The organism is Nosocomiicoccus massiliensis, from assembly GCF_002871345.2.
Lineage (GTDB): Bacteria > Bacillota > Bacilli > Staphylococcales > Salinicoccaceae > Nosocomiicoccus > Nosocomiicoccus ampullae_A.
In genome coordinates this window covers 691,901-717,474 of record NZ_CP136964.1, presented here as the reverse complement: position 1 = coordinate 717,474, position 25,574 = coordinate 691,901, and the positions used below count along the sequence as shown (strand labels likewise).

At 39.9% G+C, this 25,574-nt stretch carries 21 protein-coding genes, 25 tRNA genes and 3 rRNA genes; 42 read left to right on the top strand and 7 right to left on the bottom strand.

The features are described from left to right. Positions 1-13 precede the first annotated feature (13 nt). The 7 genes from CJ229_RS03815 to CJ229_RS03785 all read left to right on the top strand — a co-directional run bounded on the left by CJ229_RS03815 (position 14) and on the right by CJ229_RS03785 (position 5,387). Positions 14-1,240 (top strand): aminopeptidase, encoded by a 1,227-nt coding sequence (locus tag CJ229_RS03815; protein WP_102167752.1) that lies wholly within the window; start codon positions 14-16, stop codon positions 1,238-1,240. Positions 1,241-1,316: 76 nt separating this feature from the next. Continuing rightward, entirely contained in the window at positions 1,317-1,493 is a 177-nt protein-coding gene (locus tag CJ229_RS03810; RefSeq protein WP_168162127.1) for a hypothetical protein, read from the top strand. 64 nt (positions 1,494-1,557) lie between these two features. Continuing rightward, positions 1,558-2,061, top strand: a complete 504-nt coding sequence (locus CJ229_RS03805) for an acyl-CoA thioesterase (RefSeq protein ID WP_068128709.1) — start codon at positions 1,558-1,560, stop codon at positions 2,059-2,061. Between the two features lie 9 nt (positions 2,062-2,070). Beyond that, a complete protein-coding gene (locus tag CJ229_RS03800; RefSeq protein WP_102167753.1) occupies positions 2,071-2,844 on the top strand; it encodes a regulatory protein RecX in 774 nt (257 codons plus the stop codon). Beyond that, positions 2,834-3,148: a YfhH family protein gene (locus CJ229_RS03795; protein WP_068128706.1), complete on the top strand. Its 315-nt coding sequence runs from the start codon at positions 2,834-2,836 to the stop codon at positions 3,146-3,148. Before CJ229_RS03800 ends, CJ229_RS03795 begins: the two co-directional genes overlap by 11 nt. After that, a complete protein-coding gene (locus tag CJ229_RS03790) occupies positions 3,148-4,641 on the top strand; it encodes a P-loop NTPase family protein (RefSeq protein WP_102167754.1) in 1,494 nt (497 codons plus the stop codon). Before CJ229_RS03795 ends, CJ229_RS03790 begins: the two co-directional genes overlap by 1 nt. 8 nt (positions 4,642-4,649) lie before the next feature. Then, positions 4,650-5,387 carry a hypothetical protein gene (locus CJ229_RS03785; RefSeq protein ID WP_102167755.1) on the top strand — a complete coding sequence of 246 codons (738 nt, stop codon included), beginning with the start codon at positions 4,650-4,652 and terminating at the stop codon, positions 5,385-5,387. Between the two features lie 33 nt (positions 5,388-5,420). Here the strand turns inward: CJ229_RS03785 and CJ229_RS03780 are convergent, their stop codons facing one another. Beyond that, on the bottom strand, positions 5,421-6,392 hold the full coding sequence (locus CJ229_RS03780) for a metal-dependent hydrolase (protein WP_102167756.1): 972 nt from the start codon (positions 6,390-6,392) through the stop codon (positions 5,421-5,423). Positions 6,393-6,432: 40 nt separating this feature from the next. On the opposite strand from CJ229_RS03780, the gene mutY reads away from it, so the two are divergent. Genes mutY through CJ229_RS03760 form a run of 4 tightly spaced genes read left to right on the top strand, consistent with a single transcriptional unit; the run spans position 6,433 to position 10,427 of the window. Beyond that, the gene (gene mutY / locus CJ229_RS03775) at positions 6,433-7,452 is read left to right on the top strand and encodes an A/G-specific adenine glycosylase (protein ID WP_102167757.1); all 1,020 of its coding nucleotides are present in this window, start codon (positions 6,433-6,435) and stop codon (positions 7,450-7,452) included. Positions 7,453-7,506: 54 nt separating this feature from the next. After that, positions 7,507-8,049 carry a nucleoside tri-diphosphate phosphatase gene (locus CJ229_RS03770; RefSeq protein WP_040928242.1) on the top strand — a complete coding sequence of 181 codons (543 nt, stop codon included), beginning with the start codon at positions 7,507-7,509 and terminating at the stop codon, positions 8,047-8,049. A gap of 30 nt (positions 8,050-8,079) precedes the next feature. Further along, a complete protein-coding gene (locus CJ229_RS03765; protein WP_102167758.1) occupies positions 8,080-9,822 on the top strand; it encodes an ABC transporter ATP-binding protein in 1,743 nt (580 codons plus the stop codon). Beyond that, complete coding sequence (locus tag CJ229_RS03760) at positions 9,819-10,427, top strand: DNA-3-methyladenine glycosylase (RefSeq protein WP_102167759.1); 609 nt, start codon at positions 9,819-9,821, stop codon at positions 10,425-10,427. The genes CJ229_RS03765 and CJ229_RS03760 overlap by 4 nt, the downstream gene beginning before the upstream one ends. Before the next feature lie 32 nt (positions 10,428-10,459). Here CJ229_RS03760 and CJ229_RS03755 read toward each other — a convergent pair whose 3' ends face one another. Then, positions 10,460-11,566 (bottom strand): FUSC family protein, encoded by a 1,107-nt coding sequence (locus tag CJ229_RS03755; protein WP_068128692.1) that lies wholly within the window; start codon positions 11,564-11,566, stop codon positions 10,460-10,462. Between the two features lie 11 nt (positions 11,567-11,577). After that, complete coding sequence (locus CJ229_RS03750; RefSeq protein WP_102167760.1) at positions 11,578-12,870, bottom strand: glutamate-1-semialdehyde 2,1-aminomutase; 1,293 nt, start codon at positions 12,868-12,870, stop codon at positions 11,578-11,580. A gap of 140 nt (positions 12,871-13,010) precedes the next feature. Between CJ229_RS03750 and bcp the strand changes: the two genes are divergently transcribed. From bcp to perR, 3 genes are all read left to right on the top strand, one after another. Next, complete coding sequence (gene bcp, locus CJ229_RS03745) at positions 13,011-13,457, top strand: thioredoxin-dependent thiol peroxidase (RefSeq protein ID WP_070456318.1); 447 nt, start codon at positions 13,011-13,013, stop codon at positions 13,455-13,457. 1 nt (position 13,458) lies between these two features. Further along, on the top strand, positions 13,459-14,400 hold the full coding sequence (locus tag CJ229_RS03740; protein ID WP_102167761.1) for an NAD(P)-dependent oxidoreductase: 942 nt from the start codon (positions 13,459-13,461) through the stop codon (positions 14,398-14,400). A gap of 72 nt (positions 14,401-14,472) precedes the next feature. Continuing rightward, positions 14,473-14,919 carry a peroxide-responsive transcriptional repressor PerR gene (perR, locus tag CJ229_RS03735; protein WP_040928235.1) on the top strand — a complete coding sequence of 149 codons (447 nt, stop codon included), beginning with the start codon at positions 14,473-14,475 and terminating at the stop codon, positions 14,917-14,919. A gap of 12 nt (positions 14,920-14,931) precedes the next feature. Here perR and CJ229_RS03730 read toward each other — a convergent pair whose 3' ends face one another. Next, on the bottom strand, positions 14,932-15,315 hold the full coding sequence (locus CJ229_RS03730; protein WP_040928234.1) for a DUF2614 family zinc ribbon-containing protein: 384 nt from the start codon (positions 15,313-15,315) through the stop codon (positions 14,932-14,934). 407 nt (positions 15,316-15,722) lie between these two features. Between CJ229_RS03730 and CJ229_RS03725 the strand changes: the two genes are divergently transcribed. The 28 genes from CJ229_RS03725 to CJ229_RS03590 all read left to right on the top strand — a co-directional run bounded on the left by CJ229_RS03725 (position 15,723) and on the right by CJ229_RS03590 (position 22,845). Then, a 16S ribosomal RNA gene (locus tag CJ229_RS03725) occupies positions 15,723-17,283 on the top strand. A gap of 114 nt (positions 17,284-17,397) precedes the next feature. Continuing rightward, positions 17,398-17,471 (top strand) — tRNA-Ile (locus tag CJ229_RS03720). A 12-nt stretch (positions 17,472-17,483) separates the two neighbouring features. Further along, positions 17,484-17,559 (top strand) — tRNA-Ala (locus CJ229_RS03715). Positions 17,560-17,703: 144 nt separating this feature from the next. Next, a 23S ribosomal RNA gene (locus tag CJ229_RS03710) occupies positions 17,704-20,574 on the top strand. A gap of 52 nt (positions 20,575-20,626) precedes the next feature. After that, positions 20,627-20,740: ribosomal RNA gene (gene rrf, locus CJ229_RS03705) — 5S ribosomal RNA — on the top strand. The 16S, 23S and 5S rRNA genes sit together here with 25 tRNA genes alongside, the layout of an rRNA operon. A 61-nt stretch (positions 20,741-20,801) precedes the next feature. Beyond that, a tRNA-Val gene (locus tag CJ229_RS03700) sits at positions 20,802-20,877 on the top strand. 5 nt (positions 20,878-20,882) lie between these two features. Beyond that, positions 20,883-20,958, top strand: a tRNA-Thr gene (locus CJ229_RS03695). Positions 20,959-20,962: 4 nt separating this feature from the next. After that, positions 20,963-21,035, top strand: a tRNA-Lys gene (locus CJ229_RS03690). An 8-nt stretch (positions 21,036-21,043) separates the two neighbouring features. Further along, positions 21,044-21,128, top strand: a tRNA-Leu gene (locus CJ229_RS03685). A 16-nt stretch (positions 21,129-21,144) separates the two neighbouring features. Further along, positions 21,145-21,219 (top strand) — tRNA-Gly (locus CJ229_RS03680). Positions 21,220-21,231: 12 nt separating this feature from the next. After that, positions 21,232-21,320 (top strand) — tRNA-Leu (locus CJ229_RS03675). A 7-nt stretch (positions 21,321-21,327) separates the two neighbouring features. Continuing rightward, a tRNA-Arg gene (locus CJ229_RS03670) sits at positions 21,328-21,401 on the top strand. 13 nt (positions 21,402-21,414) lie between these two features. Beyond that, positions 21,415-21,488, top strand: a tRNA-Pro gene (locus tag CJ229_RS03665). A gap of 6 nt (positions 21,489-21,494) precedes the next feature. Continuing rightward, positions 21,495-21,570: transfer RNA gene (locus CJ229_RS03660), tRNA-Ala, on the top strand. Between the two features lie 33 nt (positions 21,571-21,603). Beyond that, a tRNA-Met gene (locus CJ229_RS03655) sits at positions 21,604-21,677 on the top strand. A gap of 8 nt (positions 21,678-21,685) precedes the next feature. After that, positions 21,686-21,759: transfer RNA gene (locus tag CJ229_RS03650), tRNA-Ile, on the top strand. A 25-nt stretch (positions 21,760-21,784) separates the two neighbouring features. Next, positions 21,785-21,874 (top strand) — tRNA-Ser (locus CJ229_RS03645). A 15-nt stretch (positions 21,875-21,889) separates the two neighbouring features. Then, positions 21,890-21,962: transfer RNA gene (locus CJ229_RS03640), tRNA-Met, on the top strand. A gap of 19 nt (positions 21,963-21,981) precedes the next feature. Next, positions 21,982-22,057 (top strand) — tRNA-Asp (locus tag CJ229_RS03635). 15 nt (positions 22,058-22,072) lie between these two features. After that, positions 22,073-22,148 (top strand) — tRNA-Phe (locus CJ229_RS03630). A 4-nt stretch (positions 22,149-22,152) separates the two neighbouring features. Next, positions 22,153-22,225: transfer RNA gene (locus CJ229_RS03625), tRNA-Thr, on the top strand. Between the two features lie 6 nt (positions 22,226-22,231). After that, positions 22,232-22,312 (top strand) — tRNA-Tyr (locus CJ229_RS03620). A 5-nt stretch (positions 22,313-22,317) separates the two neighbouring features. Then, positions 22,318-22,388: transfer RNA gene (locus tag CJ229_RS03615), tRNA-Trp, on the top strand. Between the two features lie 7 nt (positions 22,389-22,395). Continuing rightward, a tRNA-His gene (locus CJ229_RS03610) sits at positions 22,396-22,471 on the top strand. Positions 22,472-22,474: 3 nt separating this feature from the next. Next, positions 22,475-22,546, top strand: a tRNA-Gln gene (locus tag CJ229_RS03605). 6 nt (positions 22,547-22,552) lie between these two features. After that, positions 22,553-22,623, top strand: a tRNA-Cys gene (locus CJ229_RS03600). Between the two features lie 18 nt (positions 22,624-22,641). Continuing rightward, positions 22,642-22,717 (top strand) — tRNA-Gly (locus CJ229_RS03595). Positions 22,718-22,765: 48 nt separating this feature from the next. Continuing rightward, positions 22,766-22,845 (top strand) — tRNA-Leu (locus CJ229_RS03590). Between the two features lie 135 nt (positions 22,846-22,980). On the opposite strand, the gene CJ229_RS03585 is transcribed toward CJ229_RS03590, so the two are convergent. The 3 genes from CJ229_RS03585 to dapA are packed head-to-tail and all read right to left on the bottom strand — an operon-like array spanning position 22,981 to position 25,566. Beyond that, on the bottom strand, positions 22,981-23,946 hold the full coding sequence (locus CJ229_RS03585; RefSeq protein ID WP_257993712.1) for a diaminopimelate dehydrogenase: 966 nt from the start codon (positions 23,944-23,946) through the stop codon (positions 22,981-22,983). Beyond that, positions 23,939-24,676 (bottom strand): 4-hydroxy-tetrahydrodipicolinate reductase, encoded by a 738-nt coding sequence (dapB, locus tag CJ229_RS03580; RefSeq protein ID WP_102167842.1) that lies wholly within the window; start codon positions 24,674-24,676, stop codon positions 23,939-23,941. Before dapB ends, CJ229_RS03585 begins: the two co-directional genes overlap by 8 nt. Positions 24,677-24,687: 11 nt before the next feature. After that, a complete protein-coding gene (gene dapA, locus CJ229_RS03575; protein ID WP_102167841.1) occupies positions 24,688-25,566 on the bottom strand; it encodes a 4-hydroxy-tetrahydrodipicolinate synthase in 879 nt (292 codons plus the stop codon). Between the last annotated feature and the right edge of the window lie 8 nt (positions 25,567-25,574).

Genomic DNA, 25,574 nt, shown 5'->3' with positions numbered 1-25,574 from the left:
AGGGGTACTACATATGACAAACAACAAGTTAACAAAATACGCAGAGTTACTCGTAGATGTAGGTGTAAATATTAACGAAGGTAAACGTCTATTTATTTCAGCGACGACAGATGCGTTACCACTCGTTCGTGAAGTGACGCGTGTTGCGTACGAACGCGGAGCAGCTGAAGTCGTTACGAAACTTTCTGACGATACGTTATCACGCCTTCACGCTGAAAAACGTTCAGCTGAAGAACTCGCAACAGTTCACCCGTGGATTGTAGAAGAGCGTATGCATTATAGCGACGAGCATGCTGGATTCTTAAGCATTATCTCAAGTTCGCCAGAACTACTAAAAGGGATCGACCCGATGAAACTTAGAGAAATGCAAATCGCTTCAGGTAAAGCGATGAAAGATTTCTCTGCACGTGTACAATCAGATTTCCACTCATGGTGTGTCGCAGGGTATCCGTCTGTAGAATGGGCAAAACTCGTTTACCCAGATGAGACTGAAGAAGTGGCATTTGAAAAGTTATTAGAACTAATTCTTTATACAGTTCGTGCTGATCAAGACAATCCAGTAGAAGCATGGGATACGCACGATAAAACATTGCGTGAGAAAGTTGATATTTTAAACGATGCGAACTTAAAATCGATTCGTTTTGTGTCTGAAGGTACAGATTTAACGATCGGTTTACCGGAAGGATATCTTTTTGCAGGGGCTTCAAGCGTTGACGCGACAGGTCGTAGCTTTATGGCAAATATGCCAACTGAAGAAGTATTCACTGCTCCAGATAGAAATAACGTAAACGGATATGTAAGTAATACGTTACCGTTATCGCACGGTGGAAACATCGTCGATAACTTTAAATTAACGTTTAAAGACGGAAAAGTAGTCGACTTTGAAGCAGAAGTTGGTTACGAAATTTTAGAAAACATTTTAGAAACAGATGAAGGTGCACGTTACTTAGGTGAAGTGGCACTCGTACCGTATGATTCTCCAATCAGTAACACGAATACGTTATTCTACAACACGTTATTTGATGAAAACGCGTCATGTCATATTGCGCTCGGAAGTGCGTATGCATTTAACGTGAAAGACGGAAAAGAAAAATCACGTGAAGAATTAAGCGAAATCGGTATTAACGATTCAATTACGCACGTTGACTTTATGATCGGCGCTAGTGACACAGATATTATCGGTTTAACAAAAGATGGAGAAGAAATTCAAATCTTCAAAGATGGAGACTGGAGTATTTAAAAAGTCTATCCCACACTATTTAAAGTATGGTATTATAGTAGTAGTATAGGTAAGTAATGATTCGGAGGTAAAAACTATGTTCTCATTCGGATTTTTTGGAATGACGTTAAGTATTTTAATTGCTGTTTCGATTACTCTCGTCGCTGTATTAGGTTTCGGCGGTGTAGTTTTCTATTTCTTAGCACAAGCGTTCAACAGTGAAGACGCACTTGTTGTTGATACGAGAGAAGAAGCATTAAACCGTAAAATTTAACACATAATTTTAGAGGAGACGATGATCTCCTCTTTTTTTACTTAAAACAAATCGAGGTGACAACATGATTAAGAAAATGTCAGAATCATATTCAGTAAAATCAGCAATTGTTTTCCCGCAACATACGAACAATTACAATACGATGTTTGGTGGCGTGTTACTCTCTCAAATTGATGATATCGCAGCAATCACTGCAAGACGCCATTCAGGAACGCAAGTGTTGACTGCATCGATTGACTCGATGGACTTTTTAAAACCGATAGAGCTCGGTGATATCGTCGTGTTAGAAGGTGTTGTGACACATACAGGTACTTCATCGATGGAAATTATGGTAAAAGTATCTCGTGAAAGTCACGGGAGTAATGAAAAGAAACTCGCAGGCTTTTGTTTTATGACATTTGTTGGTGTCGATGAAAACGGTAAGCCGGTACCTGTTCCTAAAATTGAATGCGACTCAAACACGCTACAATTTTTAGTCGATAGTGCAGACGTGAGAGTAAAACGACGTAAAGAACGATTAACACATACAAAAGAGCTCGCAACATATATTGAACAAGAACTTTTTTAGGAGGACGTTATGAAAGTAGAAAGAGTCGTGCAGTTAAAAAATAACTTTTACGACGTATACTTTAGCGATCAGTCTAAATTAAAAGTACACGAAGAATCACTCGTAAAATACGAGCTATTGCCTGGCCGAATAATTTCTAAAGATATGCTAGACGATATAAAAACATCAATTGAATTCGACCGAGCATATATTAAAGCAATTCAATATATATCGTATAAAATTCGTTCCACTCAAGAAGTGATCGACTATTTAAAAGACGAGTATGCGGTGGATATTATTAATCAAACGATTATTCGTCTAAAAGAAGAACGATATATTGACGACTCACATTATGCGACGAGTTTAAGTAATACGATTTTTAATACGACAGATAAAGGACCAAAACACCTTGAACGTAAGTTGTTCGAAAAAAACATCGATGAAAATATAATCGTCGAAGAAGTTGAACGATTTAACGACAAAGTCGACGAAGGACGTATTGAACGAATCACTCAAAAAGAGTTAAAAAAATATAAAAGTTCGTCAAATCATTTCGAAATGAAGTTACGTCAAAAACTGATGCGTGATGGTTATACGAACGCACATTTTGATTTTATTCCGTCAGATATTCAGTTTGACGACACTGATTATTTTGAGAAAGAATTTGAAAAATATTATAATAGATTGAAACGTAAATATGAAGGATTTCAACTAAGACAAAAACTAACGGCGTCACTGATGCGCCGTGGGTTTAGTTACGATCAAATTAACGAGAAGTTAGAGGGAATTGAAGATGAGTTTTAGTACGATGACGAGAGTTGAATTAGAGCGATACATTCAAGAGACGCGTGAAAAAATGCGTAAAGCTGAAATGATGGGTGTCGAAAATGAATACCGCGTATTAGAGCGTCAAGCACTAATTGCGGAGTGTTATATGATCGACTTATCACTCATTCAACCAGGGAAAATATATAAAGTGATTGCAAACGAAGATCACTACTTTAAAGTCGAATATTTAAAAGGTGTGTTTGCGTGGGGCTTTTACATCGGTGGAGACGAACCAGAAACAGCAATACCTGTAAGCTTACTTCAGTTGGATAAAAAGTAATGCAAGATATTATTCTTCATAAAGCGACAGGAATCGTCTACTATCATAAAGAGCGCACGAAAGATACGCGTTTCTTTTTAAAGCCGACGTATCTCATATTACGAGACATTAATACTACATTATACCGAGGAGAAGTTCTCGGTATACTCGGTGATTATTCAACTTTAAAGTATTTAAAAAATGTGTTTTCTGGACATTTAAAACCTGAAGAAGGTCGCGTGAAATACGACGTCTCATTTTTAAGTTTAGACGTTGAAGATCATCTTTTAAACGATAAACCTCTAAATACGTTTATAGCTGAAATATTAGAAGAGTATATGACAGAGCGAAAAGTGAAAGAGTCGCTCGAATCGTTAAAACGTCATCCACTCTTTTTTGACTACTGGGAAAACTCAGTGAGTCAATTATCGCGTCAAGATATCGCAGTCATTTTGATGGAACTATCGTCAGAGATAAAAGCCGATATTACGTTATATAATAACTTTTATCGTTATTTAAACGACGATGGTTTTAAACGATTAAAATTCATCATTAATACGTTAGAATCTCGCGAGCTCGGTGTGTTTTTACTCGAGTCGAATTTCATACCGATTGAAAAACTTGCCAACCACTTCGTATGGCTCAGTTATGGCCAAATGCGTTTTGAAGGCACCGTTCAAAATGGTCGTAAAGTGTATAACGATTATATGAAACTACGTTCTCAAATTCGTAGTACGGATGAAGAAGCGCTTTTTGATTTAGATTGGAAAGAGCGTATGTATGAACCGATGAACTTTAAGCACGGTTTAAAACGACGAAACCGAAAAGGTGAATCGGTCATCGATACGTTAAACATACAAAGACTTATTATCGCGTTTGTCGTTTTCTTTACGATGGTACTCTCATACTTTTTAGTCGTTATGGATTTTGAATTCACAAAAGAAGAGCATCCATTTGTAGAAGTTGCTGAAGAAGAAGAGGAAGAGACACAAGTCGAAAGGCTGCGTTATGCGTTTATAATTAGTGATGACGTCACTGTCAATGATACGTCTATACCTAAATACGCCTTAATCGCTATCGATGAATCTAATAAAAAGAATGTGACGACAACGATAGATAATGAAACAGTAAAAATACCGATAGACAACGTCGTATTATTTAACCCGTCGAGTATGTATGAGACGATTGATTACGACACGATGCTTCAGTATATGAATGATCAATTTTTAGACAATCATCTTTTTTATGCAAACTACTTAAACGTAGACGTTAGTCATATTGAGTCAGACTTTAGATTATCGCGTTTAGATTCATATGAAGCAGAAGTTGAAGGTGTCGATATAACATTTTTATTAGACCGTGATACTTCAATTGGTTTAATGACGAGTGGAAAAGAAAGTGACAAAATAAAAAGTGAGTTTAACATTACAGAAGATTATAAAATTTTTAGAACAGATGGTGGATTTGTATTATATGATGCACCAAATAACAAATGGATTTATTTAAGTAGATAGGTGAAACTATGAATCATACATTTCAATATTTATGGAAAAAGACATTTACGTTCCGTGGGCGTCACGTCTTAGCGAGCTTAATTCCGACGTTCATTTATATCTTCTTTATGATTATATTAATTGCAGGACTCACATTTTTATCAGCGGACCAAATGACACGACTCACTTATTTTGTAATCGGTATAACAGCAGTCGTTTGGTTATACCACTCAGCGATGTTGAACTATTATGAAATATTTAGAAAAGACTCGATTATACGGATGAATTACATTCCGTTATATTTAAGAGTATTACCGACAATTGTATTCCAAACAGTGCTTTATATATTGTTTACAATTCTTTATAGTGCGATACTTTCACTAAGAACGGCTGATTTTATGTTGAAATTATTCTCGCTTGGATATTACGTCATACTCGGTATGATTTTAATCGTTCCGTTTACGATATTTTATATTCAACTTCGTCAGCATATAAAATGGAAGCATACAGATAAAGCACTACTCGTTATTTTATTAATTACGACACCTGTATTTTACATCGGAGATAATTTATCGACGATTTTACAAAATATATTAACGTTGAACCCATTTTACTACATCATTTACGGGATTGAATTATCTGCAATAAATGTTTCGTGGTCGACGAATAGGATTCCGACAGATCTATTATTTTTATCTGAGATGACATTAATATATATGGCGTTATATGCAGTGTACACAAAGACAAATATATATATGAAAAAATAATTCCCATTGAATTGATATTCAATGGGAATATTTTTAAGTGACTTTACTTTGGAGTTTTTCTTCAGAAAATACCCAACCTGTAAAGCTCGATTTAATGTCGTTTGTGTCTTGATTTATAATGATAATACATACGAACGGGTAGTGTCCATTTTGTAAATATCTTAAATCGATGTACCTTACCTCGATATGTGACCGATCGACTTGTGTGACTTCATATCGGTAAATACTTGAAAAGTAGGTAAACGCATTAAAGTCTTTGTTTGATTTTACGATTTCGTATAACTCTTCTTCAAGTGGACCGACTTTGTCGAACTCATCATATATAACGACTTGTGTTTTAAACGCTCGACCGACGACAAACTTGTCTTTTGTGACGAGCGCGATACGCCACTCGAAAAATTTAATCGTCGGCATAACAAATAGTCTTAGAATTTCAGAATTTGGTAACAGTCGACTGACTTTTTTCATCAGCATGCGTTTATACATTGCACGCATGACATAATAAATAGCGAGTATACTATAAATGATGAAAAATAGTATGACTGGGTTAAATCCAAATGCCCATAAAACTAAATATAGTGAAAGTAATATTAATATTGGAATATCGATCGTGTTGATAATACCGAGTTGAATCCAACGGTTATCAAAAAATCGCAACGCTTGCGTACCGTACATATTAAATATGTCAACAAACACATGTAAGAACACAGCAAGCAACGACCATAAATACATATGGAAAAAATCTAGGCCGAATATTACGTTTGATACAGTCGCGAGTAGAAGCGGCCAAATGACAAACGTAAATGGTAAACTATGTGTTAACCCGCGGTGGTTTTTAATGTACGTCGCATTATCTTTTGCTTTTAATACCGTATCGATATCCGGGATTAAACTTGCGGCAACCATCGTTGAAGCGAACCCAACAGTGACAGCGTCAACGTGTGGGTCGATTGTTGCGAGTCCAACGAGCGTACCACCCATTAATCCGTGTGTTACAGTATCCATATATAAAACCTCATTTAATATATTAGAATAGGTGAAAAATTTGAACTATAAATTGTTTAACGAATCACTTTTAGATTGGTATTATGAAGTGCGCCGTGATTTACCGTGGAGAGAAACTTCAGATCCATATAAAATCTGGCTATCTGAAGTGATGCTCCAACAAACTCAAGTGAAAACCGTCATCCCTTATTATAATAAGTTTATCAAAAAATACCCAACACTTGATTCGATTGCGAACGAAAATAGTGAATCGCTACTGAAAGAGTGGGAAGGGCTAGGTTATTATAATCGTATTCGTAATTTCCATGAAGCGGTCAAAGAAGTCCAATCAACTTATCAATCCGAAGTTCCAAATCAACCTGAAACGTTCTTCACATTAAAAGGTGTCGGACCGTATATCGGCGGTGCGGTTCAGTCGATCGCATTTAATCATAAAATTGCCGCAGTGGACGGGAATGTCCTTCGTGTTATGACAAGACTCACTGAAGACTCTAGAGACATTTCAAAACAAAAGACGATTTCCTCAATTAAAGCACATATAGAAACGTTTATGCCAGACGATGCGGGTAATTTTAACCAAGCGATGATGGAACTCGGTGCAACTGTTTGTACACCACGCGCACCAAAATGTATTACGTGTCCAGTTCAAGCACACTGTGAATCATTTAAAAACAATACTGTTAATCTATACCCGTTTAAGAAGAAAGCTAAAGCTAAAAAAGAGTTGTACTTTAATGTCTATCTTATCCTAAATGATCAGAATGAAATTTATCTCTATAAAGAAACGAAAGACTTACTCCAAGGCATGTACAAATTTCCAAAATTTGACGTCGACACGAATGTAGAAACGATAGAGGATAAATTACACATTGAATTATCTCAACCTCAATTTTTAGGAGAAGAAAAGCATATATTTACTCACAAAGTATGGTATATGAATATATACGTCGTTCATACGACGTCTACAAATGACCATTTTGTACCACTAAATGAGGTACGAGAACTTCCGATGAGTGTTGCGATGCAAAAAGTATATAAATATATCGATGAAACGATTTAGTAAAGTTCGTATGTTGAATGTGATATACTAACAAAGTAAAAAGAGGTGTGGCGAATGATTAAAGAAACCATACCGAAAACGGGTGAAACCGTCAGAATACAAAGTTATAAACACGACGGTAACATTCATAGAGTGTGGAAAGAAACGACAATTTTAAAAGCGACAGATAGTATTATCATCGGTGGTAATAATCATACACTCGTCACTGAAAGTGATAATAGAAAATGGGTGACGAGAGAACCTGCGTTAGTATATTTTCATAAAGAAGCATGGTTTAACGTCATTGCGATGTTTAGAGAAGACGGCGTATATTATTATTGCAATTTAGCTTCTCCATACGTTTATGATGGTGAAGCAATTAAATACATCGACTACGATTTAGATATTAAATTATTTCCAGATGGGAAATACTTTTTACTCGATGAAGATGAATACATCCAGCATAAAAAAGAGATGAGATATAGTAAAGACATCGATGATATACTGCATTATCAAGTTGACACACTCCAAGAATGGATTGAAGAAAAAAGAGGCCCGTTTGCGGAAGATTTTGTACACATATGGTATAAACGTTATCAAGAATTAAACCAATCGTAAGATTGGTTTTATTAGTGTAGGGGGGATTTCTTGGTTAAACGGTATTTAAAATTTGTTAAACCGTATACGTGGCACGTGATTTTAACGATTATTATCGGGATTATTAAATTCGGTATTCCATTACTCATTCCGTTACTCATCGCGTACACAATCGACGACGTGATTCTCGTCGACAATTTAACAAATGATGAAAAACTCGATAAAATGTGGCGCGTACTTATGCTGTTTGGTGTCATATTCGTCTTAATTCGTCCGCCGGTTGAGTATTTAAGACAATATTTAGCACAGTGGACGAGTAACAAGATTTTATATGACATTCGTCATTATTTATATGCGCATTTACAGCGTTTAAGTTCGAAATATTACGCGAACAATAAAGTCGGCGAAGTAATTTCACGCGTCATTAACGACGTAGAACAAACGAAAAACTTTATCGTCACTGGACTTATGAATTTATGGTTAGACTTAGTCACGATTTTAATCGCGTTAGGTATTATGTTTACGATGAACGTTCAACTGACGCTCGTATCGATGATTATATTTCCGTTTTATATTTTCGGCGTATGGTATTTCTTTTCTAGACTACGCCATTATACGCGTGAACGTTCACAAGCAGTAGCAGAATTACAAGGATTTTTACATGAAAGAATTTCAGGTATTAACGTGATCCGTAGTTTTGCGATTGAGAATTACGAACAACAACGATTCGATAAAGTAAACGATAACTTTTTAAATAAAGCGACAACGCATGCAAAATGGACAGCGTATAGCTTTATGACGGTCAATTCGATTACAGATATCGGTCCGTTACTCGTTATCGGCTTTGGTGCATATCAAGTTATAGAAGGAAGCTTAACGGTCGGGGTACTTGCAGCGTTTATCGCGTATTTAGACCGGTTATATGGACCGCTTCGTCGACTCGTTTCTTCATCTACAACGTTAACACAAAGTATCGCATCGATGGACCGTGTGTTCCAGTTGATCGATGAAGAATACGACATCGTCAATAAAGAAAATGCGTATGAATTAAAAAATGTAAAAGGTGAAATCGAATTTAACGACGTATCATTTAAATATAATGAAGATACACCACTCGTTTTAAATGATGTTAATGCAAATATTGGTGTCGGAAAAACTGTCGCGTTTGTTGGAATGAGTGGTGGGGGTAAATCTTCACTCGTATCACTTATACCTAGATTCTATGAAGTGTCAGACGGACAAGTTCTAATTGACGGACACGATATTAGAGACATCACGTTACATTCGTTAAGAGATAATATCGGCATGGTTATGCAAGATAACATTCTCTTTTCTGATTCGATTAAAAATAACATTTTACTCGCAAAACCAGATGCGACTGACGAAGAAGTGTACCGTGCAGCAGAGCGTGCGAATGCTTCGACGTTCATAGAGAATTTACCAAATGGTTACGATACAGAAGTCGGTGAGCGCGGTGTGAAATTATCTGGTGGTCAAAAGCAAAGAATCGCAATTGCTAGAGTCTTCTTAAAAAATCCACCGATTTTAATATTAGATGAAGCGACAAGTGCTTTAGACTTAGAAAGTGAAGCGATTATACAAGAGACACTAAAAGAACTTGCACACGACAGAACGACAATTGTCGTTGCACACCGACTCTCTACGATTACACATGCCGACACGATTTACGTCATCGAAAACGGTCAAATTGTAGAAAGTGGAACGCATGAAGAGTTACTTGCAAAAAATGGTGCGTATTTTAGACTTTATAGTATTCAGGACGTTGAAGTATGAGTTATTTAGATCTTGAGTTTTTATCAGAAGATACGTTAAAAGCAGCAAAAGAGTTACTCGGTAAAAAAATCGTAACGTATACAAATGGAGTAACAACGAGTGGGTATATTACTGAAGTCGAGGCGTATTTAGGTACGAAAGACCGTGCGGCACATACGTTTAGTGGTGTAAAAAATAAAAAGAACAGAACGATGTTTGAACCATACGGTCATATATACGTCTATACGATGCATGGACATCACTGCATGAATTTTGTCACAACAAAAGACTTACCTGAAGGGATTTTAATTCGAGGAATAGAACCTGCTGAAGGTATTGAAGAGATGATTTTAAGGCGCGGTCGAGAAGTGAATCTTACAGATGGACCGGGTAAATTAACTGAGGCACTTGGTGTTAAAAGAGACACGCATAACGGTAAGATATTAAATACAGGGTACGTCGATATTTACGACGGTAAAATCCCTAAGGAGATCGTTGCGACACCACGTATCGGAATCGATAATAAAAAAGAAGCGGTCGATTATTTATACCGCTTCATCGTAAAAGGCAATAAACATGTTAGTCGTTTTAAAGGAAAACAAGATGACAATAACGGCTGGCAGTAAAAAACGTTCGATGAAATTCATCGAACGTTTTTTTAATCTAAAGTTTCTTCAGTAATTGATAAATCTTCGTCATTTGCGTGATATTTAAAATAGCTATTAGTAATACGGTCCGCATTTTCTATAGACGTATGGTACTCGTTAATTGCGGTAATACTGTTTAAAATGTTTTCGTATCGTAATCGAACGTCTTCACTAATGAGTTTATGATAATCATCTAAAAAGTGTTCGATTAGCGTGTTTTCATAATGGTATAGATTATCTTGGTAATACTCTGACGTTTCTGGTGGGATTTTCTCAGAAATTTTGAGTAAGACTTGTTCATGATACGCAATCAGTAAGTCCATTTCATAGCGAATTCGGTTAATAAAGTCTTCAGTTAAATATTTATAGTCATTTTCAAGTTTGTTTAAACTTTCTAACACATACCACGCGTTACGCGTCATCTGAACGACTTGTCTAAATAATATTTTACTACGTAAGTCACCAAGTTTCGTTTTTCTGAGGTATGGTTTTTCTTCTTCGTACCAGGCGTATAATGTTTCTAATTTAGTGACGCGTTTATCGAGTGATTTCACATCTTTACGAATAGTGATTGCGTCACTCGCACCGTTTAACTCTAATCGAATGAGTTTAAATATGTCGTTACTGATGACGACAGAGTGATTATATAGCCGGTCTTCATATTTAGGAGGAATTATAAATAAGTTAATGACTAACGCACATAATACACCAATCATAACGAGTGAAAATCGAATAATTGCTGTTTGTAAAAAGTCTCCAGTCGTCATGTCAGCACCGAGTGGTTCATCCATAATTGCGATTACTGTAACGACAGCTAAACTCGACACACTTTGTAAATTGAAAAACATGAGTATTGAAAGAACGAGTATAATCGTTAAACCGATGACGATTAAGTTACTTTCAAATAAAAGAACCATGACGATCGCTGAAATTGCACCGATAATGTTTCCTCTAAACTGGTTCCACGTTTGAGAAATACTGCGGTGCACGTTTGGTTGTAGTGCGTTCACTGCAGCGATACCAGCGATTAACCCTGGTGTTAAACCGAGCAATTGCACGACGAGTAATGTTAAAACGACCGCGATTCCCGTTTTTAATATTCGGGCGCCAAACTTCATAGCACCATCTCCTAAAAGTCTTCTTTAAAGACCGCTTCAATAATGTTAAGCGTATCTTCGATATCTTGATCCGTATGTTCAGTTGTAATAAACCAAGCTTCATATTTAGAAGGTGCGATGTTAATACCACGGCGAATTAGCCCGTTAAAGAACGTGCTAAATGCTTCACCGTCAGTATCTTCTGCACCGATATAATCCGTCACTGTTTTATCTGTAAAGTAAATTGAAAAAGCCCCAACTTTACGGTTTACAACTGCTTTAATATTATATTGTTCGATTAATGATTGAATACCTTCAACTAATCGTTTACCTTTACGATCTAATTCTTCATAAACACCGTCTTGTTCTAATACTTCTAAACATGCGATTCCGGCAGCCATCGATAACGGGTTACCCGCCATCGTACCTGCTTGATATGCAGGGCCAAGTGGAGCGACTGATTCCATAATATCTTTACGTCCACCGTATGCACCAATCGGAGTACCACCACCAATAATTTTACCGAGCGCTGTTAAGTCTGGTTTTACACCGAGTAAATCTTGTGCGCCTCCGTACATAAATCTAAACGCTGTAATGACTTCGTCATAGATGACGAGTGCACCGTGTTGATGCGTAATTTCATTGACTGCTTCTAAGAATCCTTCTTTTGGCTCGACGATACCAAAGTTACCGACAATTGGTTCAACTAACACACCGGCAATTTCATCTCCAAAACGTTCAAACGCTTGTTTTAAACCTTCAATATCGTTAAATGGAACGGTGATCATATCTTTCGCAACAGCTTCCGGTACACCAGCAGAGTCTGGTGTACCGAGTTGAGCTGGTCCACTTCCTGCTGCGACTAATACTAAATCGGAATGTCCGTGATAACAACCTTCAAATTTAACGATTTTGTTACGTTTCGTATAGGCGCGCGCGACACGGATCGTTGTCATAACTGCTTCGGTTCCTGAGTTTACAAAACGAATGCGTTCTAAGTTTGGCATTGCACTTTGAATTTTTTCAGCAAAGAATACTTCTTCTTTTGTCGTCGTACCATATAGAATCCCTTTTTGGCTTTGTTCGACGATCGCTTTATGAATATGAGGGTGTGCGTGTCCTGTAATAATTGGTCCGTAAGCTGCTAAATAATCGATGTACTTGTTACCATCGATATCATAAAAGTACGCACCTTCCGCGCGGTCCATTACAATCGGTGCACCGCCACCTACTGCTTTATATGATCGTGACGGAGAGTTTACTCCGCCTAATATAATGTTTTCTGCACGATTTCTAAATTGTTCTGAATTTTTATGACTATACATATATGTGTCATCCTTTAATATGAGATTATTATTTATATAGTAACATATTTACACGCACTCTTTAATTAAGAAGATAGACGTTTAAAATGTTTATATATAAGGTATATTATAAGAAACAATTTATTTTAGGAGCGATAGAGATGGAACAGTTTCCACAATTTAAATTAGAAAATCAAAATGGAGATATTATTACAAACGACGATTTAAAAGGGTTAACAGTCATTTACTTTTATCCAAAAGATAATACACCTGGATGTACGACTCAGGCGTGTGATTTACGCGATAATATAGAAGCGTTTAACGACTTAGATGTTACGGTATATGGTGTCAGTGGAGATACTAAAGAGTCTCACCAAAAATTTATCGAGAAAAAAGACTTAAACTTCGATTTATTAGTCGATGAAAATAATGAGCTTGCGAGTGCAGCGGGAGTTATCGGAGACAAAACAGTTTTCGGTAAAAAGGTTCGAGGTATTGTCCGTACGACATTTATCGTGAATGAAAATAATGAAATCGTAAAACGTTTTGACAAAGTGAGTCCTAAAAAACACGTCGAACAACTACTAGAATTCTTAAAAGAGGGATAATATGGTAAAAATTTTATCAAATGCAGAACTAGATGAAAGTAAATTAAAACAACTAGAAGAAAAAGGCGTTGAATTTAAATACGTTTCTAATAAAGAAGACTTAACTGAAGACTTACTTAAAGACGTTGACGTTTTTAATACGTACGGCGGGAATTTAAAAGAAGATATGGTTGAACTCTTACAATCAGTTAAATGGATAAACGTCATGAGTGCTGGTGTCGATAATATTCCAGAATCATTATATAAAAATAAAATCATTACAAATGTGAGTGGTATTCATAAAATACCGATGGCGGAATATACGATTGGATTACTATTAGCCCATTATAAGAAGTTATATGAGGCGTATGATAATCAAAAGAACAAAAAGTGGGATTATAAATTAACAGGCGGAGAACTCTACGGTAAAACAGCGATTATACTTGGAACAGGTGAAATTGGTAAAGAGCTCGCGCGACTGTTAAAAGCGTTCCATGTAAAAGTAATCGGATTTAATACGAGTGGTAGAGATGTCGAGTATTTCGACGAAACTGAAAGCATTGATAATGTAAAGAATAGACTGAGTGAAGCGGATTTTGTTGTCAGCATTTTACCGAGTACGAAAAAGACGAGAGGATCTGTAGATATAGATTTCTTTAAACATATGAACGATGAAGCGGTATTCGTAAATATTGGGCGCGGTGATCTTATCGAAGACGAGACATTAAAACACGTGTTAGATAAAAAACTCATATCACATTTAATACTCGACGTATTCAATGACGAACCTTTAGACAAAGATGCGTTCATTTATGAATATGATAACGTCACAATTACACCTCACGGAAGCGCACGGACAAACCGATATACTGAACGTGCACTCGATATGTTTTTAGATAACCTAGAGAATTATTTAAACGATGAAGAACTATTTAATCTCGTTTCCTATGAGAAAGGATACTAACATATTTGACATTGTGAATGGGTTATTTGTAAACTGTAATTATATAGATGTAACGAAAGTAGGTTAAACCCTATGACAATTATCGATTGCGATACAATGTTTAATGAGTCGATTGAAAAGTTAAAAGAGACAGGAGTTAGAATTACTCCACAACGTAAAGCAGTGCTAGAGTATTTAATTGAAACAGAAACTCACCCGACTGCAGATGAAATTTTTAAAGCATTGTCACATAACCATAAAAATATGAGTGTTGCGACAGTTTACAATAACTTAAAACTATTTAAGGAAGTCGGTTTAGTAACAGAGTTAACATATGGTGATGCATCAAGCCGATTTGATTTTAAAACTTCACCACATTATCACGTCATTTGTAAAGACTGTGGTAAGATTATGGACTTTCAATATCCAGCACTTGAAGAAGTGGAAGAACTCGCAAGTCTTTTAACAGGTATGGAAGTCGACGGGCATAGACTAGAACTATATGGTCGATGCCGAACATGTAACAAAAAAGAAGATTAGAAGGTTTAACTTCTAATCTTCTTTTTTTAATTGTGATTTAAGTTTTTCGCGTCGATGTTTTACGTTGTAGTCGATGTTAAATTCTTCGCCCTCTAAATCTTTATCTAAAGTTAGTGGTTCTTTACAATGTTGACAATAATCGACTGTGCCTAAAATTTTTGTATGTTTACCGCAGTTTGGACATTGTACTCTCACTGCACGTGCACTAATCATGCCGACGTAAAAGTAAATAACAAAACTTAAAAGAATCGGTATTACACCGAGTATTAAAAAGATCAGCATTAACCACGGCGTCGATCTAAAGAACATTCCCGCATACATAATAATCATACCGATAAAAATTAATGCGAGTGCCCATCCACGTATACGTAATATCTTATTACCTGGAAGTCTCATATTTTCACCTCAAAACTTATTATATACAAAAATCATTTTATATTGTATTATAGAGAAAGTCTTTCTTGAGACGAATTAATTTTTAAAAAAACTTATAAAAACTCTTGACTATATTTTCCAAGGTGTTATTATAGAGTAGTCGCTTCAGTAACGGCGACAAAAATCAAGTAACATATCATCAAATCAAAAAGTTTTAAAAATAATTTTTAAAAACTGTTGACAAGATAAAAACTACTTGATATAGTTAAGAAGTGTTCGCTTCACAGCGACGCAAAAACAATGAACATTGAAAACTGAATGACAATATGTCAACGTTAATTCCGATAAAAAGAAGTTACTATTAAAGGTAACAAGAACTAGAGCGACTAGTATAAAACGCAATTTAAAAGAGCTAGAAAACTCTAACTATTATGGAGAGTTTGATCCTGGCTCAGGATGAACGCTGGCGGCGTGCCTAATACATGCAAGTCGAGCGCGACTTCTTATACCGAACCTTCGGGTTCACTTTAAGAGTCGAGCGGCGGACGGGTGAGTAACACGTGGGCAACCTGCCCTTAAGACTGGGATAACTACGGGAAACCGTAGCTAATACCGGATAACACTTTTAAACATAAGTTTAGGAGTTAAAAGGTGGATTTATCTATCACTTAAGGATGGGCCTGCGGCGCATTAGCTAGTTGGTGAGGTAACGGCTTACCAAGGCGACGATGCGTAGCCGACCTGAGAGGGTGATCGGCCACACTGGAACTGAGACACGGTCCAGACTCCTACGGGAGGCAGCAGTAGGGAATCTTCCGCAATGGGCGAAAGCCTGACGGAGCAACGCCGCGTGTGCGAAGAAGGTCTTCGGATCGTAAAGCACTGTTGTTAAGGAAGAACGACAGTAAGAGTCACTGCTTACTGTGTGACGGTACTTAACCAGAAAGCCACGGCTAACTACGTGCCAGCAGCCGCGGTAATACGTAGGTGGCAAGCGTTATCCGGAATTATTGGGCGTAAAGCGCGCGTAGGCGGCGAAATAAGTCTGATGTGAAAGCCCCCGGCTCAACCGGGGAAGGTCATTGGAAACTGTATCGCTTGAGTGCAGAAGAGGAGAGTGGAATTCCATGTGTAGCGGTGAAATGCGCAGAGATATGGAGGAACACCAGTGGCGAAGGCGGCTCTCTGGTCTGTAACTGACGCTGATGTGCGAAAGCGTGGGGATCAAACAGGATTAGATACCCTGGTAGTCCACGCCGTAAACGATGAGTGCTAAGTGTTAGGGGGTTTCCGCCCCTTAGTGCTGCAGCAAACGCATTAAGCACTCCGCCTGGGGAGTACGGCCGCAAGGCTGAAACTCAAAGGAATTGACGGGGACCCGCACAAGCGGTGGAGCATGTGGTTTAATTCGAAGCAACGCGAAGAACCTTACCAAATCTTGACATCCTCTGACCGTCATGGAGACATGATTTTCCCTTTGGGACAGAGAGACAGGTGGTGCATGGTTGTCGTCAGCTCGTGTCGTGAGATGTTGGGTTAAGTCCCGCAACGAGCGCAACCCTTAACTTTAGTTGCCATCATTCAGTTGGGCACTTTAGAGTGACTGCCGGTGACAAACCGGAGGAAGGTGGGGATGACGTCAAATCATCATGCCCCTTATGATTTGGGCTACACACGTGCTACAATGGGCAGGAACAAAGGGCAGCGAAACCGTGAGGTCAAGCGAATCCCATAAAACTGTTCTCAGTTCGGATTGGAGTCTGCAACTCGACTCCATGAAGCTGGAATCGCTAGTAATCGTGGATCAGAATGCCACGGTGAATACGTTCCCGGGTCTTGTACACACCGCCCGTCACACCACGAAAGTTGGTAACACCTGAAGCCGGTGGCCTAACCATTAGGAGGGAGCCGTCGAAGGTGGGACTGATGATTGGGGTGAAGTCGTAACAAGGTAGCCGTATCGGAAGGTGCGGCTGGATCACCTCCTTTCTAAGGAAATGGAACGGAAAGTTGACATATTGTATTCAGTTTTGAGTGATTGTTATATTGCTCTTGACAAAATGTATCTCTATTCATTAATATAGAATACATTCAATAAAATATGGGCCTATAGCTCAGTTGGTTAGAGCGCACGCCTGATAAGCGTGAGGTCGGTAGTTCGAATCTACCTAGGCCCACTTTATATATGTGGGGGGTTAGCTCAGCTGGGAGAGCGCCTGCTTTGCACGCAGGAGGTCAGCGGTTCGATCCCGCTACTCTCCACCATTTATATAAAACACGTACATTGAAAACCAAATAGAAGCAACAGATTATATATTAATATATGATTTCAAGCGTAGAAACCGAGAACGAAAAAGTTCAAAAATACACGCGCGATAGAGTAGAGATACTCTCTCACAAATTCATTACGATTAAGTAGTGAAGGGCGCACGGTGGATGCCTTGGCACCAAGAGCCGAAGAAGGACGGAACAAACACCGATATGCTTTGGGGAGCTGTAAGTAAGCTGTGATCCGAAGATTTCCGAATGGGGGAACCCGGCATTTTTAATGTCACTCCATTACGAATTAAGTAGTGATGGTAGAGGTAGACCTGGGGAACTGAAACATCTTAGTACCCAGAGGAAGAGAAAGTAAACACGATTCCCGTAGTAGCGGCGAGCGAAGTGGGAAGAGCCCAAACCAGTTTAAACTGGGGTTGTAGGACTTCGAGATGCGAGAAGCAAGTTTAGTGGAAGATTATGGAAAGAATGACCATAGAGGGTAACAGTCCCGTACACGACAAGCGAGCGGACGCTAGAAGTATCCTGAGTACGGCGGAACACGAGGAATTCCGTCGGAATCTGGGAGGACCATCTCCTAAGGCTAAATACTCCTTGGTGACCGATAGTGAACCAGTACCGTGAGGGAAAGGTGAAAAGCACCCCGGGAGGGGAGTGAAATAGAACCTGAAACCGTGTGCCTACAAGTAGTCAGAGCCCTATAAGGGTGATGGCGTGCCTTTTGTATAATGAACCGGCGAGTTACGCATACATGCAAGGTTAAGCAGCGAATGTGGAGCCGAAGCGAAAGCGAGTCTGAAATGGGCGAGTAGTATGTGTGTGTAGACCCGAAACCAGGTGATCTACCCATGACCAGGTTGAAGTCCAGGTAACACTGGATGGAGGACCGAACCGACTTATGTTAAAAAATGACCGGATGAGTTGTGGGTAGGGGTGAAATTCCAATCGAACCTGGAGATAGCTGGTTCTCTCCGAAATATATTTAGGTATAGCCTCATATTATCATCGTGGAGGTAGAGCACTGTTTGGATAAGGGGCCCATCCCGGGTTACCGAGTTCAGACAAACTCCGAATGCCATAGATGAGATGTATGGGAGTCAGACAGTGGGTGATAAGGTCCATTGTCGAAAGGGAAACAGCCCAGACCACCAGTTAAGGTCCCCAAATATATGTTAAGTGGAAAAGGATGTGGCGTTGCACAGACAACTAGGATGTTGGCTTAGAAGCAGCCATCATTTAAAGAGTGCGTAATAGCTCACTAGTCGAGTGACGCTGCGCCGAAAATGTACCGGGGCTAAACATATTACCGAAACTGTGGATCCGCAAGGATGGTAGGAGAGCGTTCTATATGCAGCGAAGCCAAACCGAGAGGGAAAGTGGAGCGTATAGAAGTGAGAATGCCGGTGTGAGTAGCGCAAGACGGGTGAGAATCCCGTCCACCGAACGACTAAGGTTTCCAGAGGAAGGCTCGTCCGCTCTGGGTAAGTCGGGACCTAAGCCGAGGCAAACAGCGTAGGCGATGGACAACAGGTAGAAATTCCTGTACCGGTGTAACATGAATGAGTGAAGTGGTGACGCAGGAGGAGAATCGAATCGCACGACTGGAAGAGTGCGTGCAAGTGACAAGCTGTCATACCAGGCAAATCCGGTATGAGTGTAAGGTAAGTCATGATGCGGAGGGCGAAGCCCGAAGATCGATATTCACACTGCCAAGAAAACCCGCTAGCGAGTGTTATACTGCCCGTACCGCAAACCGACACAGGTAGTTGGGAAGAGAATTCTAAGGTGAGCGAGCGAACTCTCGTTAAGGAACTCGGCAAAATGACCCCGTAACTTCGGGAGAAGGGGTGCTCATGAAAATGAGCCGCAGTGAATAGGCCCAAGCGACTGTTTATCAAAAACATAGGTCTCTGCCAAACCGAAAGGTGACGTATAGGGGCTGACGCCTGCCCGGTGCTGGAAGGTTAAGAGGCGTGCTTAGCGTAAGCGAAGGTACAAATCGAAGCCCCAGTAAACGGCGGCCGTAACTATAACGGTCCTAAGGTAGCGAAATTCCTTGTCAGGTAAGTTCTGACCCGCACGAAAGGCGTAACGATTTGGGCACTGTCTCAACGAGAGGCTCGGTGAAATCATAGTTCCAGTGAAGATGCTGGATACCCGCGACAGGACGGAAAGACCCCGTGGAGCTTTACTGTAGCTTGATATTGAATCTCGAGTACACCTGTACAGGATAGGTGGGAGTTTAAGAAGCATGCACGTCAGTGTATGTGGAGACGCTGGTGGGATACCACCCTGGTGTACTTGCGGTTCTAACCCGGTACCGTGATCCGGTACGGAGACAGTGTCAGGTGGACAGTTTGACTGGGGCGGTCGCCTCCTAAAATGTAACGGAGGCGCTCAAAGGTTCCCTCAGAATGGTTGGAAATCATTCAAAGAGTGTAAAGGTATAAGGGAGCTTGACTGTGAGACCAACAAGTCGAGCAGGGTCGAAAGACGGACTTAGTGATCCGGTGGTTCCGCATGGAAGGGCCATCGCTCAACGGATAAAAGCTACCCCGGGGATAACAGGCTTATCTCCCCCAAGAGTTCACATCGACGGGGAGGTTTGGCACCTCGATGTCGGCTCATCGCATCCTGGAGCTGTAGTCGGTTCCAAGGGTTGGGCTGTTCGCCCATTAAAGCGGTACGCGAGCTGGGTTCAGAACGTCGTGAGACAGTTCGGTCCCTATCCGTCGTGGGCGTAGGAAATTTGAGAGGCGCTGTCCTTAGTACGAGAGGACCGGGATGGACATACCACTGGTGTACCAGTTGTCGTGCCAACGGCATAGCTGGGTAGCTACGTATGGACGGGATAAATACTGAAAGCATCTAAGTATGAAGCCCCCCTCAAGATGAGATTTCCCTATAGATGCCAGAGAGACGATCTGGTTGATAGGTTTGGCGTGTAAGTATGGTGACATACTCAGCGGACAAATACTAATTCATCGATGACTTATTCAATATGATTCAAGCGTGTAACTACGAATTGCTTCTATTTGGTTTTGAGTGTATGTCTAGTGACGATGGCGGAGAGGCCACACCTGTTCCCATGCCGAACACAGAAGTTAAGCTCTCCAGCGCCGATGGTAGTTCGGTTGACCCGTGCTAGAGTAGGACGTCGCTAGGCAAACATTTATTTTAAAAAAAGTATTGCATACATACAAGAAATATGTAATAATAATACGTGCGGAGAATTAGCTCAGCTGGGAGAGCACCTGCCTTACAAGCAGGGGGTCGGTGGTTCGAGCCCGCCATTCTCCACCATTTATGCCGGCCTAGCTCAATTGGTAGAGCAACTGACTTGTAATCAGTAGGTTGGGGGTTCAAGTCCTCTGGCCGGCACCATCTAGAGCCGTTAGCTCAGTCGGTAGAGCATCTGACTTTTAATCAGAGGGTCACAGGTTCGATTCCTGTACGGCTCACTCTTTAAGCGGGTATGGCGGAATTGGCAGACGCACTAGACTTAGGATCTAGCGCCTTCGGGCGTGGGGGTTCGACTCCCTTTACCCGCACCATAAAAAATTAAATATCGCGGAAGTAGTTCAGTGGTAGAACACCACCTTGCCAAGGTGGGGGTCGCGGGTTCGAATCCCGTCTTCCGCTCCATTAAATGGTTGCGCCGGGGTGGCGGAACAGGCAGACGCACAGGACTTAAAATCCTGCGGTAAGTGATTACCGTACCGGTTCGATTCCGGTCCTCGGCACCATTTTTAAGCGCCCATAGCTCAATTGGATAGAGCGTCTGACTACGGATCAGAAGGTTAGGGGTTCGACTCCTCTTGGGCGCGTATATAAAAGTGACGGGAATTAGCTCAGCTTGGTAGAGCACTTGGTTTGGGACCAAGGAGTCGTAGGTTCGAATCCTATATTCCCGATATAATGGGGGGTTAGCTCAGCTGGGAGAGCGCCTGCTTTGCACGCAGGAGGTCAGCGGTTCGATCCCGCTACTCTCCACCATTAGTTTTATATATAAGTTTGATGAGTATACCAGGCGGTGTAGCTCAGCTGGCTAGAGCGTTCGGTTCATACCCGAAAGGTCGGGGGTTCGATCCCCTCCACCGCCACTTAAAGTGGACCTTTAGCTCAGTTGGTTAGAGCAAACGGCTCATAACCGTTTGGTCGCAGGTTCGAGTCCTGCAAGGTCCATCGAATTTTAATTTAATATTATAATGGAGGAATACCCAAGCCTGGCTGAAGGGATCGGTCTTGAAAACCGACAGGGGCGTAACAGCTCGCGGGGGTTCGAATCCCTCTTCCTCCGTTTTCTTTTTATTATCGCGGGATGGAGCAGTTGGTAGCTCGTCGGGCTCATAACCCGGAGGTCAGTGGTTCAAATCCACTTCCCGCAATTTTTTTATATCAATTAATGGTCCCGTGGTGTAGCGGTTAACATGCCTGCCTGTCACGCAGGAGATCGCGGGTTCGATTCCCGTCGGGACCGCCATTTAATTTAATACTTGGTTCTGTAGCTCAGTTGGTAGAGCATCTGACTGAAGATCAGAGTGTCGGCGGTTCGATTCCGTCCAGAACCACCATTTTGCCGGCCTAGCTCAACTGGTAGAGCAACTGACTTGTAATCAGTAGGTTGGGGGTTCAAGTCCTCTGGCCGGCATATTTTGGAAGGGTAGCGAAGTGGCTAAACGCGGCGGACTGTAAATCCGCTCCTTCGGGTTCGGCAGTTCGAATCTGCCCCCTTCCATTTATAGGGGTATCGTATAATGGTAATATAGAGGTCTCCAAAACCTTTGATGTGGGTTCGATTCCTACTACCCCTGTACGACGGCGATTGTGGCGAAGTGGTTAACGCACTGGATTGTGGCTCCGGCATGCGTGGGTTCGAATCCCATCAGTCGCCCCATATTGGGCTGTAGCCAAGCGGTAAGGCAACGGATTTTGGCTCCGTCATGCAAAGGTTCGAATCCTTTCAGCCCAGTAGTTTGGCGCCTTAGCCAAGTGGTAAGGCCGAGGACTGCAAATCCTCTACCACCGGTTCAAATCCGGTAGGCGCCTTTTTTCAATTTTATATATGCGGAGATAGTTAAGTTGTTTATAACATACTTCTTCCTGAAGTAAGTCGTTGGTTTAAATCCAGCTCTCCGCTCCATATTTTTGGTAAGACTATATTAAGTCTTATTTTTTTTATTTAAATTAAGCTCCCGTGGCGGAATAGGCAGACGCGTCGGACTCAAAATCCGATTCTTAGGAGTGCCGGTTCGATCCCGGCCGGGAGTATACAACTAGTATCTACTTGAAGACGTAAAGAAAACGAAGAAAAATAATTGAATAAGTAATTATTGATTGATGTTTACACCACACAGCAATGTGTGGTGTTTTTTTGTATAGAAAAAGCCCTACATAATGTAGGACTTATAGTAATGACTGAATCATCTCTTCAGTTGTGAGTCTCGATAAGTAGCTTGGTGGAACGTCGAATAATGATTTTGCACCGAAGTTTTTATCTTTTAAAAATCTATATGCCGCACGTGCAGAGGCAACTGCGACAGATGCTGTAAATTCTGGGTTACTGTCTAAGTTTAATTCTATTTTATAGGTTGCTTGATTGTTGTTCGTAAACCCACGTCTTAATACATATCCACCATGATTTAAGTTTTGATGATTTTCTTTAAATTCATCTTCAGAGATGAAGTAGACGTTTGTTTCATAGCCTTTAAAGTAGTCTGGCATGTTAATAATATCATTTTTAATATCTTCATCATTTCTAGAATTATCACTCACGATATATACGTCACGAATATGTGCAGATTCTTTTGTATAATTGACATCTTTACCGTCTTCGATTTCTTTGACGAGGTGATCATTTGGAAGTGTATACTGTGCACCGTATTTTACACCGTTGACTTGTCTTACTGCATCGCTATGTCCTTGAGATAGACCCGGACCATAAAATGTATATGACTCACCATTTGGTAAAAAGGATTCGCTATATAGTTTTTGTACAGAGAACACTCCAGGGTCCCAACCTGTACCAATAATCGATACGTTTTCATTGTCCTTTGTGATTTTATCTAAAATATTATAATGGTTGAGTAAATCTTGGTGATTATCATAGCAATCGACTGTAGAGAAGTGAGTACTGTAAAATTCTCTCGTTTCTGGGATGTCATTTTTAGATCCACCACATAATATAAGAACATCGATATTTTCTTTAAAGTCTAATATATCGTCAACATGATACGCTTTCGTATTTAAAGACTTTGGATCACGACGCGTAAACACTCCGACTAAATTAAAGTCGTCATTATAAGAAAGACTCGTCTCTACACCTTGACCTAAATTCCCGTATCCAACGATACCAACATTAATTTTACTCATTATAATTCACCTCTAAAATGTCGTTTACATCATATAATCCTTGAGTTTTTGTTACGATAAACTCTGCAGCTTTTAAACTACCCTCAGCAAATATTCGTTTAGAATATGCGGTATGTGTCAGTTCTAATACTTCATCTTCACCGAAGAAACTAACAGTATGTGTTCCGACAACTGTACCACCTCTTAGGGCGTGGATACCGACTTCATTACTTTCTCTTTTTGCCATACCCTCTCTACCGTAGTTTGCCGATAAAGTATCATCTCTACCATTATTTACCGCATCAAATAACATGTGAGCTGTACCACTTGGTGCATCTTTCTTTTTATTATGGTGCGTTTCAGTAATTTCAATATCAAAATTTTGTAAAGCTCGTGACACTGTTTCAGCAAGTTTTTCTAATATGTTAATACCGAGACTATAGTTACCAGCATAAACGATAGGAATTTTTTTCGATGCTTTATTGATCTCTTCAATACTGTCAATTCCAGTCGTTGCAATAACGACTGGAATCTCTTTAGTTGTTGCATAATCAAGTAGAGGAGAGAGTAAATCAGGCGATGAAAAATCAATAATTACATCGATATTTTCCTTCACATCGTTAAAATTATCGTATATATGATCTTCATTACTATGACCGATACCAGCAGCAACTGTATGATTTGAATCTTCAATTGTTTTAACTAATACTTGTCCCATTTGACCGGTAATTCCAGCAATTAGTATATTCATAGACTTCACCCTTATAATCTATTTAAATTCTTTAGTGTTTGACGGATGCTTTGTTGTACGTTTTCTTCAGCGACTGTCAGAGGTAATCTTAACTCTGGTGTACCAAACCCGAGTAAGTGAGTCGCATATTTAATAGGTACTGGACTGACTTCAGAAAACGCAGCTTCAATAAATGGTAATAATTTTAACTGTAACTCTTTTGATTTTTTAGAGTCACCGTTTAAGAAACTATGGACCATCTCACTCGTTTCTTTCGGGAAGACATTTGCAACGACTGAGATTACTCCTTCAGCACCGACAGCTAGCATCGGTACAGTTAGATCATCATTTCCTGAAATAATCTGAAATTCATCAGGTGTATTATTTCTAATATTCATCGTATACGATAAATCACCGGATGCATCTTTAATACCACAAATATTTTTATGTTTAGATAATTCAACAACAACGTTTAGTGGAATATTATGACCCGTACGTCCTGGAACTGAGTAGAGCATTACAGGGACCTTGCTGACGTTTGCGATCTCAGTAAAGTGTTCAATTAAACCAGTGTCTGTCCCTTTATTATAGAAAGGGGAGACGACGAGAAGGCCGTCTATGTCTAATTCTGACACTTCTTTACTAAATGAGACTGCGTCTTTGGTGTTATTGTTTCCTGTTCCAACAATAATCGGCACACGGCGATTTACTTTGTCGATTGTAAAATTAATGATTTCAAGTTTTTCATCAATAGACAATGTTGCTGCTTCACCAGTAGTACCGATTGAAATAATTGCATCGATTCCTTCTTTAATTTGAAATTCAATAAGTTCACCGAGTGCTTCAAAATCAATGTCACCTGAATTTGTAAATGGTGTAACAATCGCTACACCTGAACCTTTAAATAACATACTAATCT

Coding starts and splice junctions, on each gene's coding strand:
- CJ229_RS03815 (WP_102167752.1), top strand. CDS start 14: ATGACAAACAACAAGTTAACAAAATACGCAGAGTTACTCGTAGATGTA.
- CJ229_RS03810 (WP_168162127.1), top strand. CDS start 1,317: ATGTTCTCATTCGGATTTTTTGGAATGACGTTAAGTATTTTAATTGCT.
- CJ229_RS03805 (WP_068128709.1), top strand. CDS start 1,558: ATGATTAAGAAAATGTCAGAATCATATTCAGTAAAATCAGCAATTGTT.
- CJ229_RS03800 (WP_102167753.1), top strand. CDS start 2,071: ATGAAAGTAGAAAGAGTCGTGCAGTTAAAAAATAACTTTTACGACGTA.
- CJ229_RS03795 (WP_068128706.1), top strand. CDS start 2,834: ATGAGTTTTAGTACGATGACGAGAGTTGAATTAGAGCGATACATTCAA.
- CJ229_RS03790 (WP_102167754.1), top strand. CDS start 3,148: ATGCAAGATATTATTCTTCATAAAGCGACAGGAATCGTCTACTATCAT.
- CJ229_RS03785 (WP_102167755.1), top strand. CDS start 4,650: ATGAATCATACATTTCAATATTTATGGAAAAAGACATTTACGTTCCGT.
- CJ229_RS03780 (WP_102167756.1), bottom strand. CDS start 6,392: ATGGATACTGTAACACACGGATTAATGGGTGGTACGCTCGTTGGACTC.
- CJ229_RS03770 (WP_040928242.1), top strand. CDS start 7,507: ATGATTAAAGAAACCATACCGAAAACGGGTGAAACCGTCAGAATACAA.
- CJ229_RS03760 (WP_102167759.1), top strand. CDS start 9,819: ATGAGTTATTTAGATCTTGAGTTTTTATCAGAAGATACGTTAAAAGCA.
- CJ229_RS03755 (WP_068128692.1), bottom strand. CDS start 11,566: ATGAAGTTTGGCGCCCGAATATTAAAAACGGGAATCGCGGTCGTTTTA.
- CJ229_RS03750 (WP_102167760.1), bottom strand. CDS start 12,870: ATGTATAGTCATAAAAATTCAGAACAATTTAGAAATCGTGCAGAAAAC.
- bcp (WP_070456318.1), top strand. CDS start 13,011: ATGGAACAGTTTCCACAATTTAAATTAGAAAATCAAAATGGAGATATT.
- CJ229_RS03740 (WP_102167761.1), top strand. CDS start 13,459: ATGGTAAAAATTTTATCAAATGCAGAACTAGATGAAAGTAAATTAAAA.
- perR (WP_040928235.1), top strand. CDS start 14,473: ATGACAATTATCGATTGCGATACAATGTTTAATGAGTCGATTGAAAAG.
- CJ229_RS03730 (WP_040928234.1), bottom strand. CDS start 15,315: ATGAGACTTCCAGGTAATAAGATATTACGTATACGTGGATGGGCACTC.
- CJ229_RS03585 (WP_257993712.1), bottom strand. CDS start 23,946: ATGAGTAAAATTAATGTTGGTATCGTTGGATACGGGAATTTAGGTCAA.
- dapB (WP_102167842.1), bottom strand. CDS start 24,676: ATGAATATACTAATTGCTGGAATTACCGGTCAAATGGGACAAGTATTA.
- dapA (WP_102167841.1), bottom strand. CDS start 25,566: ATGTTATTTAAAGGTTCAGGTGTAGCGATTGTTACACCATTTACAAAT.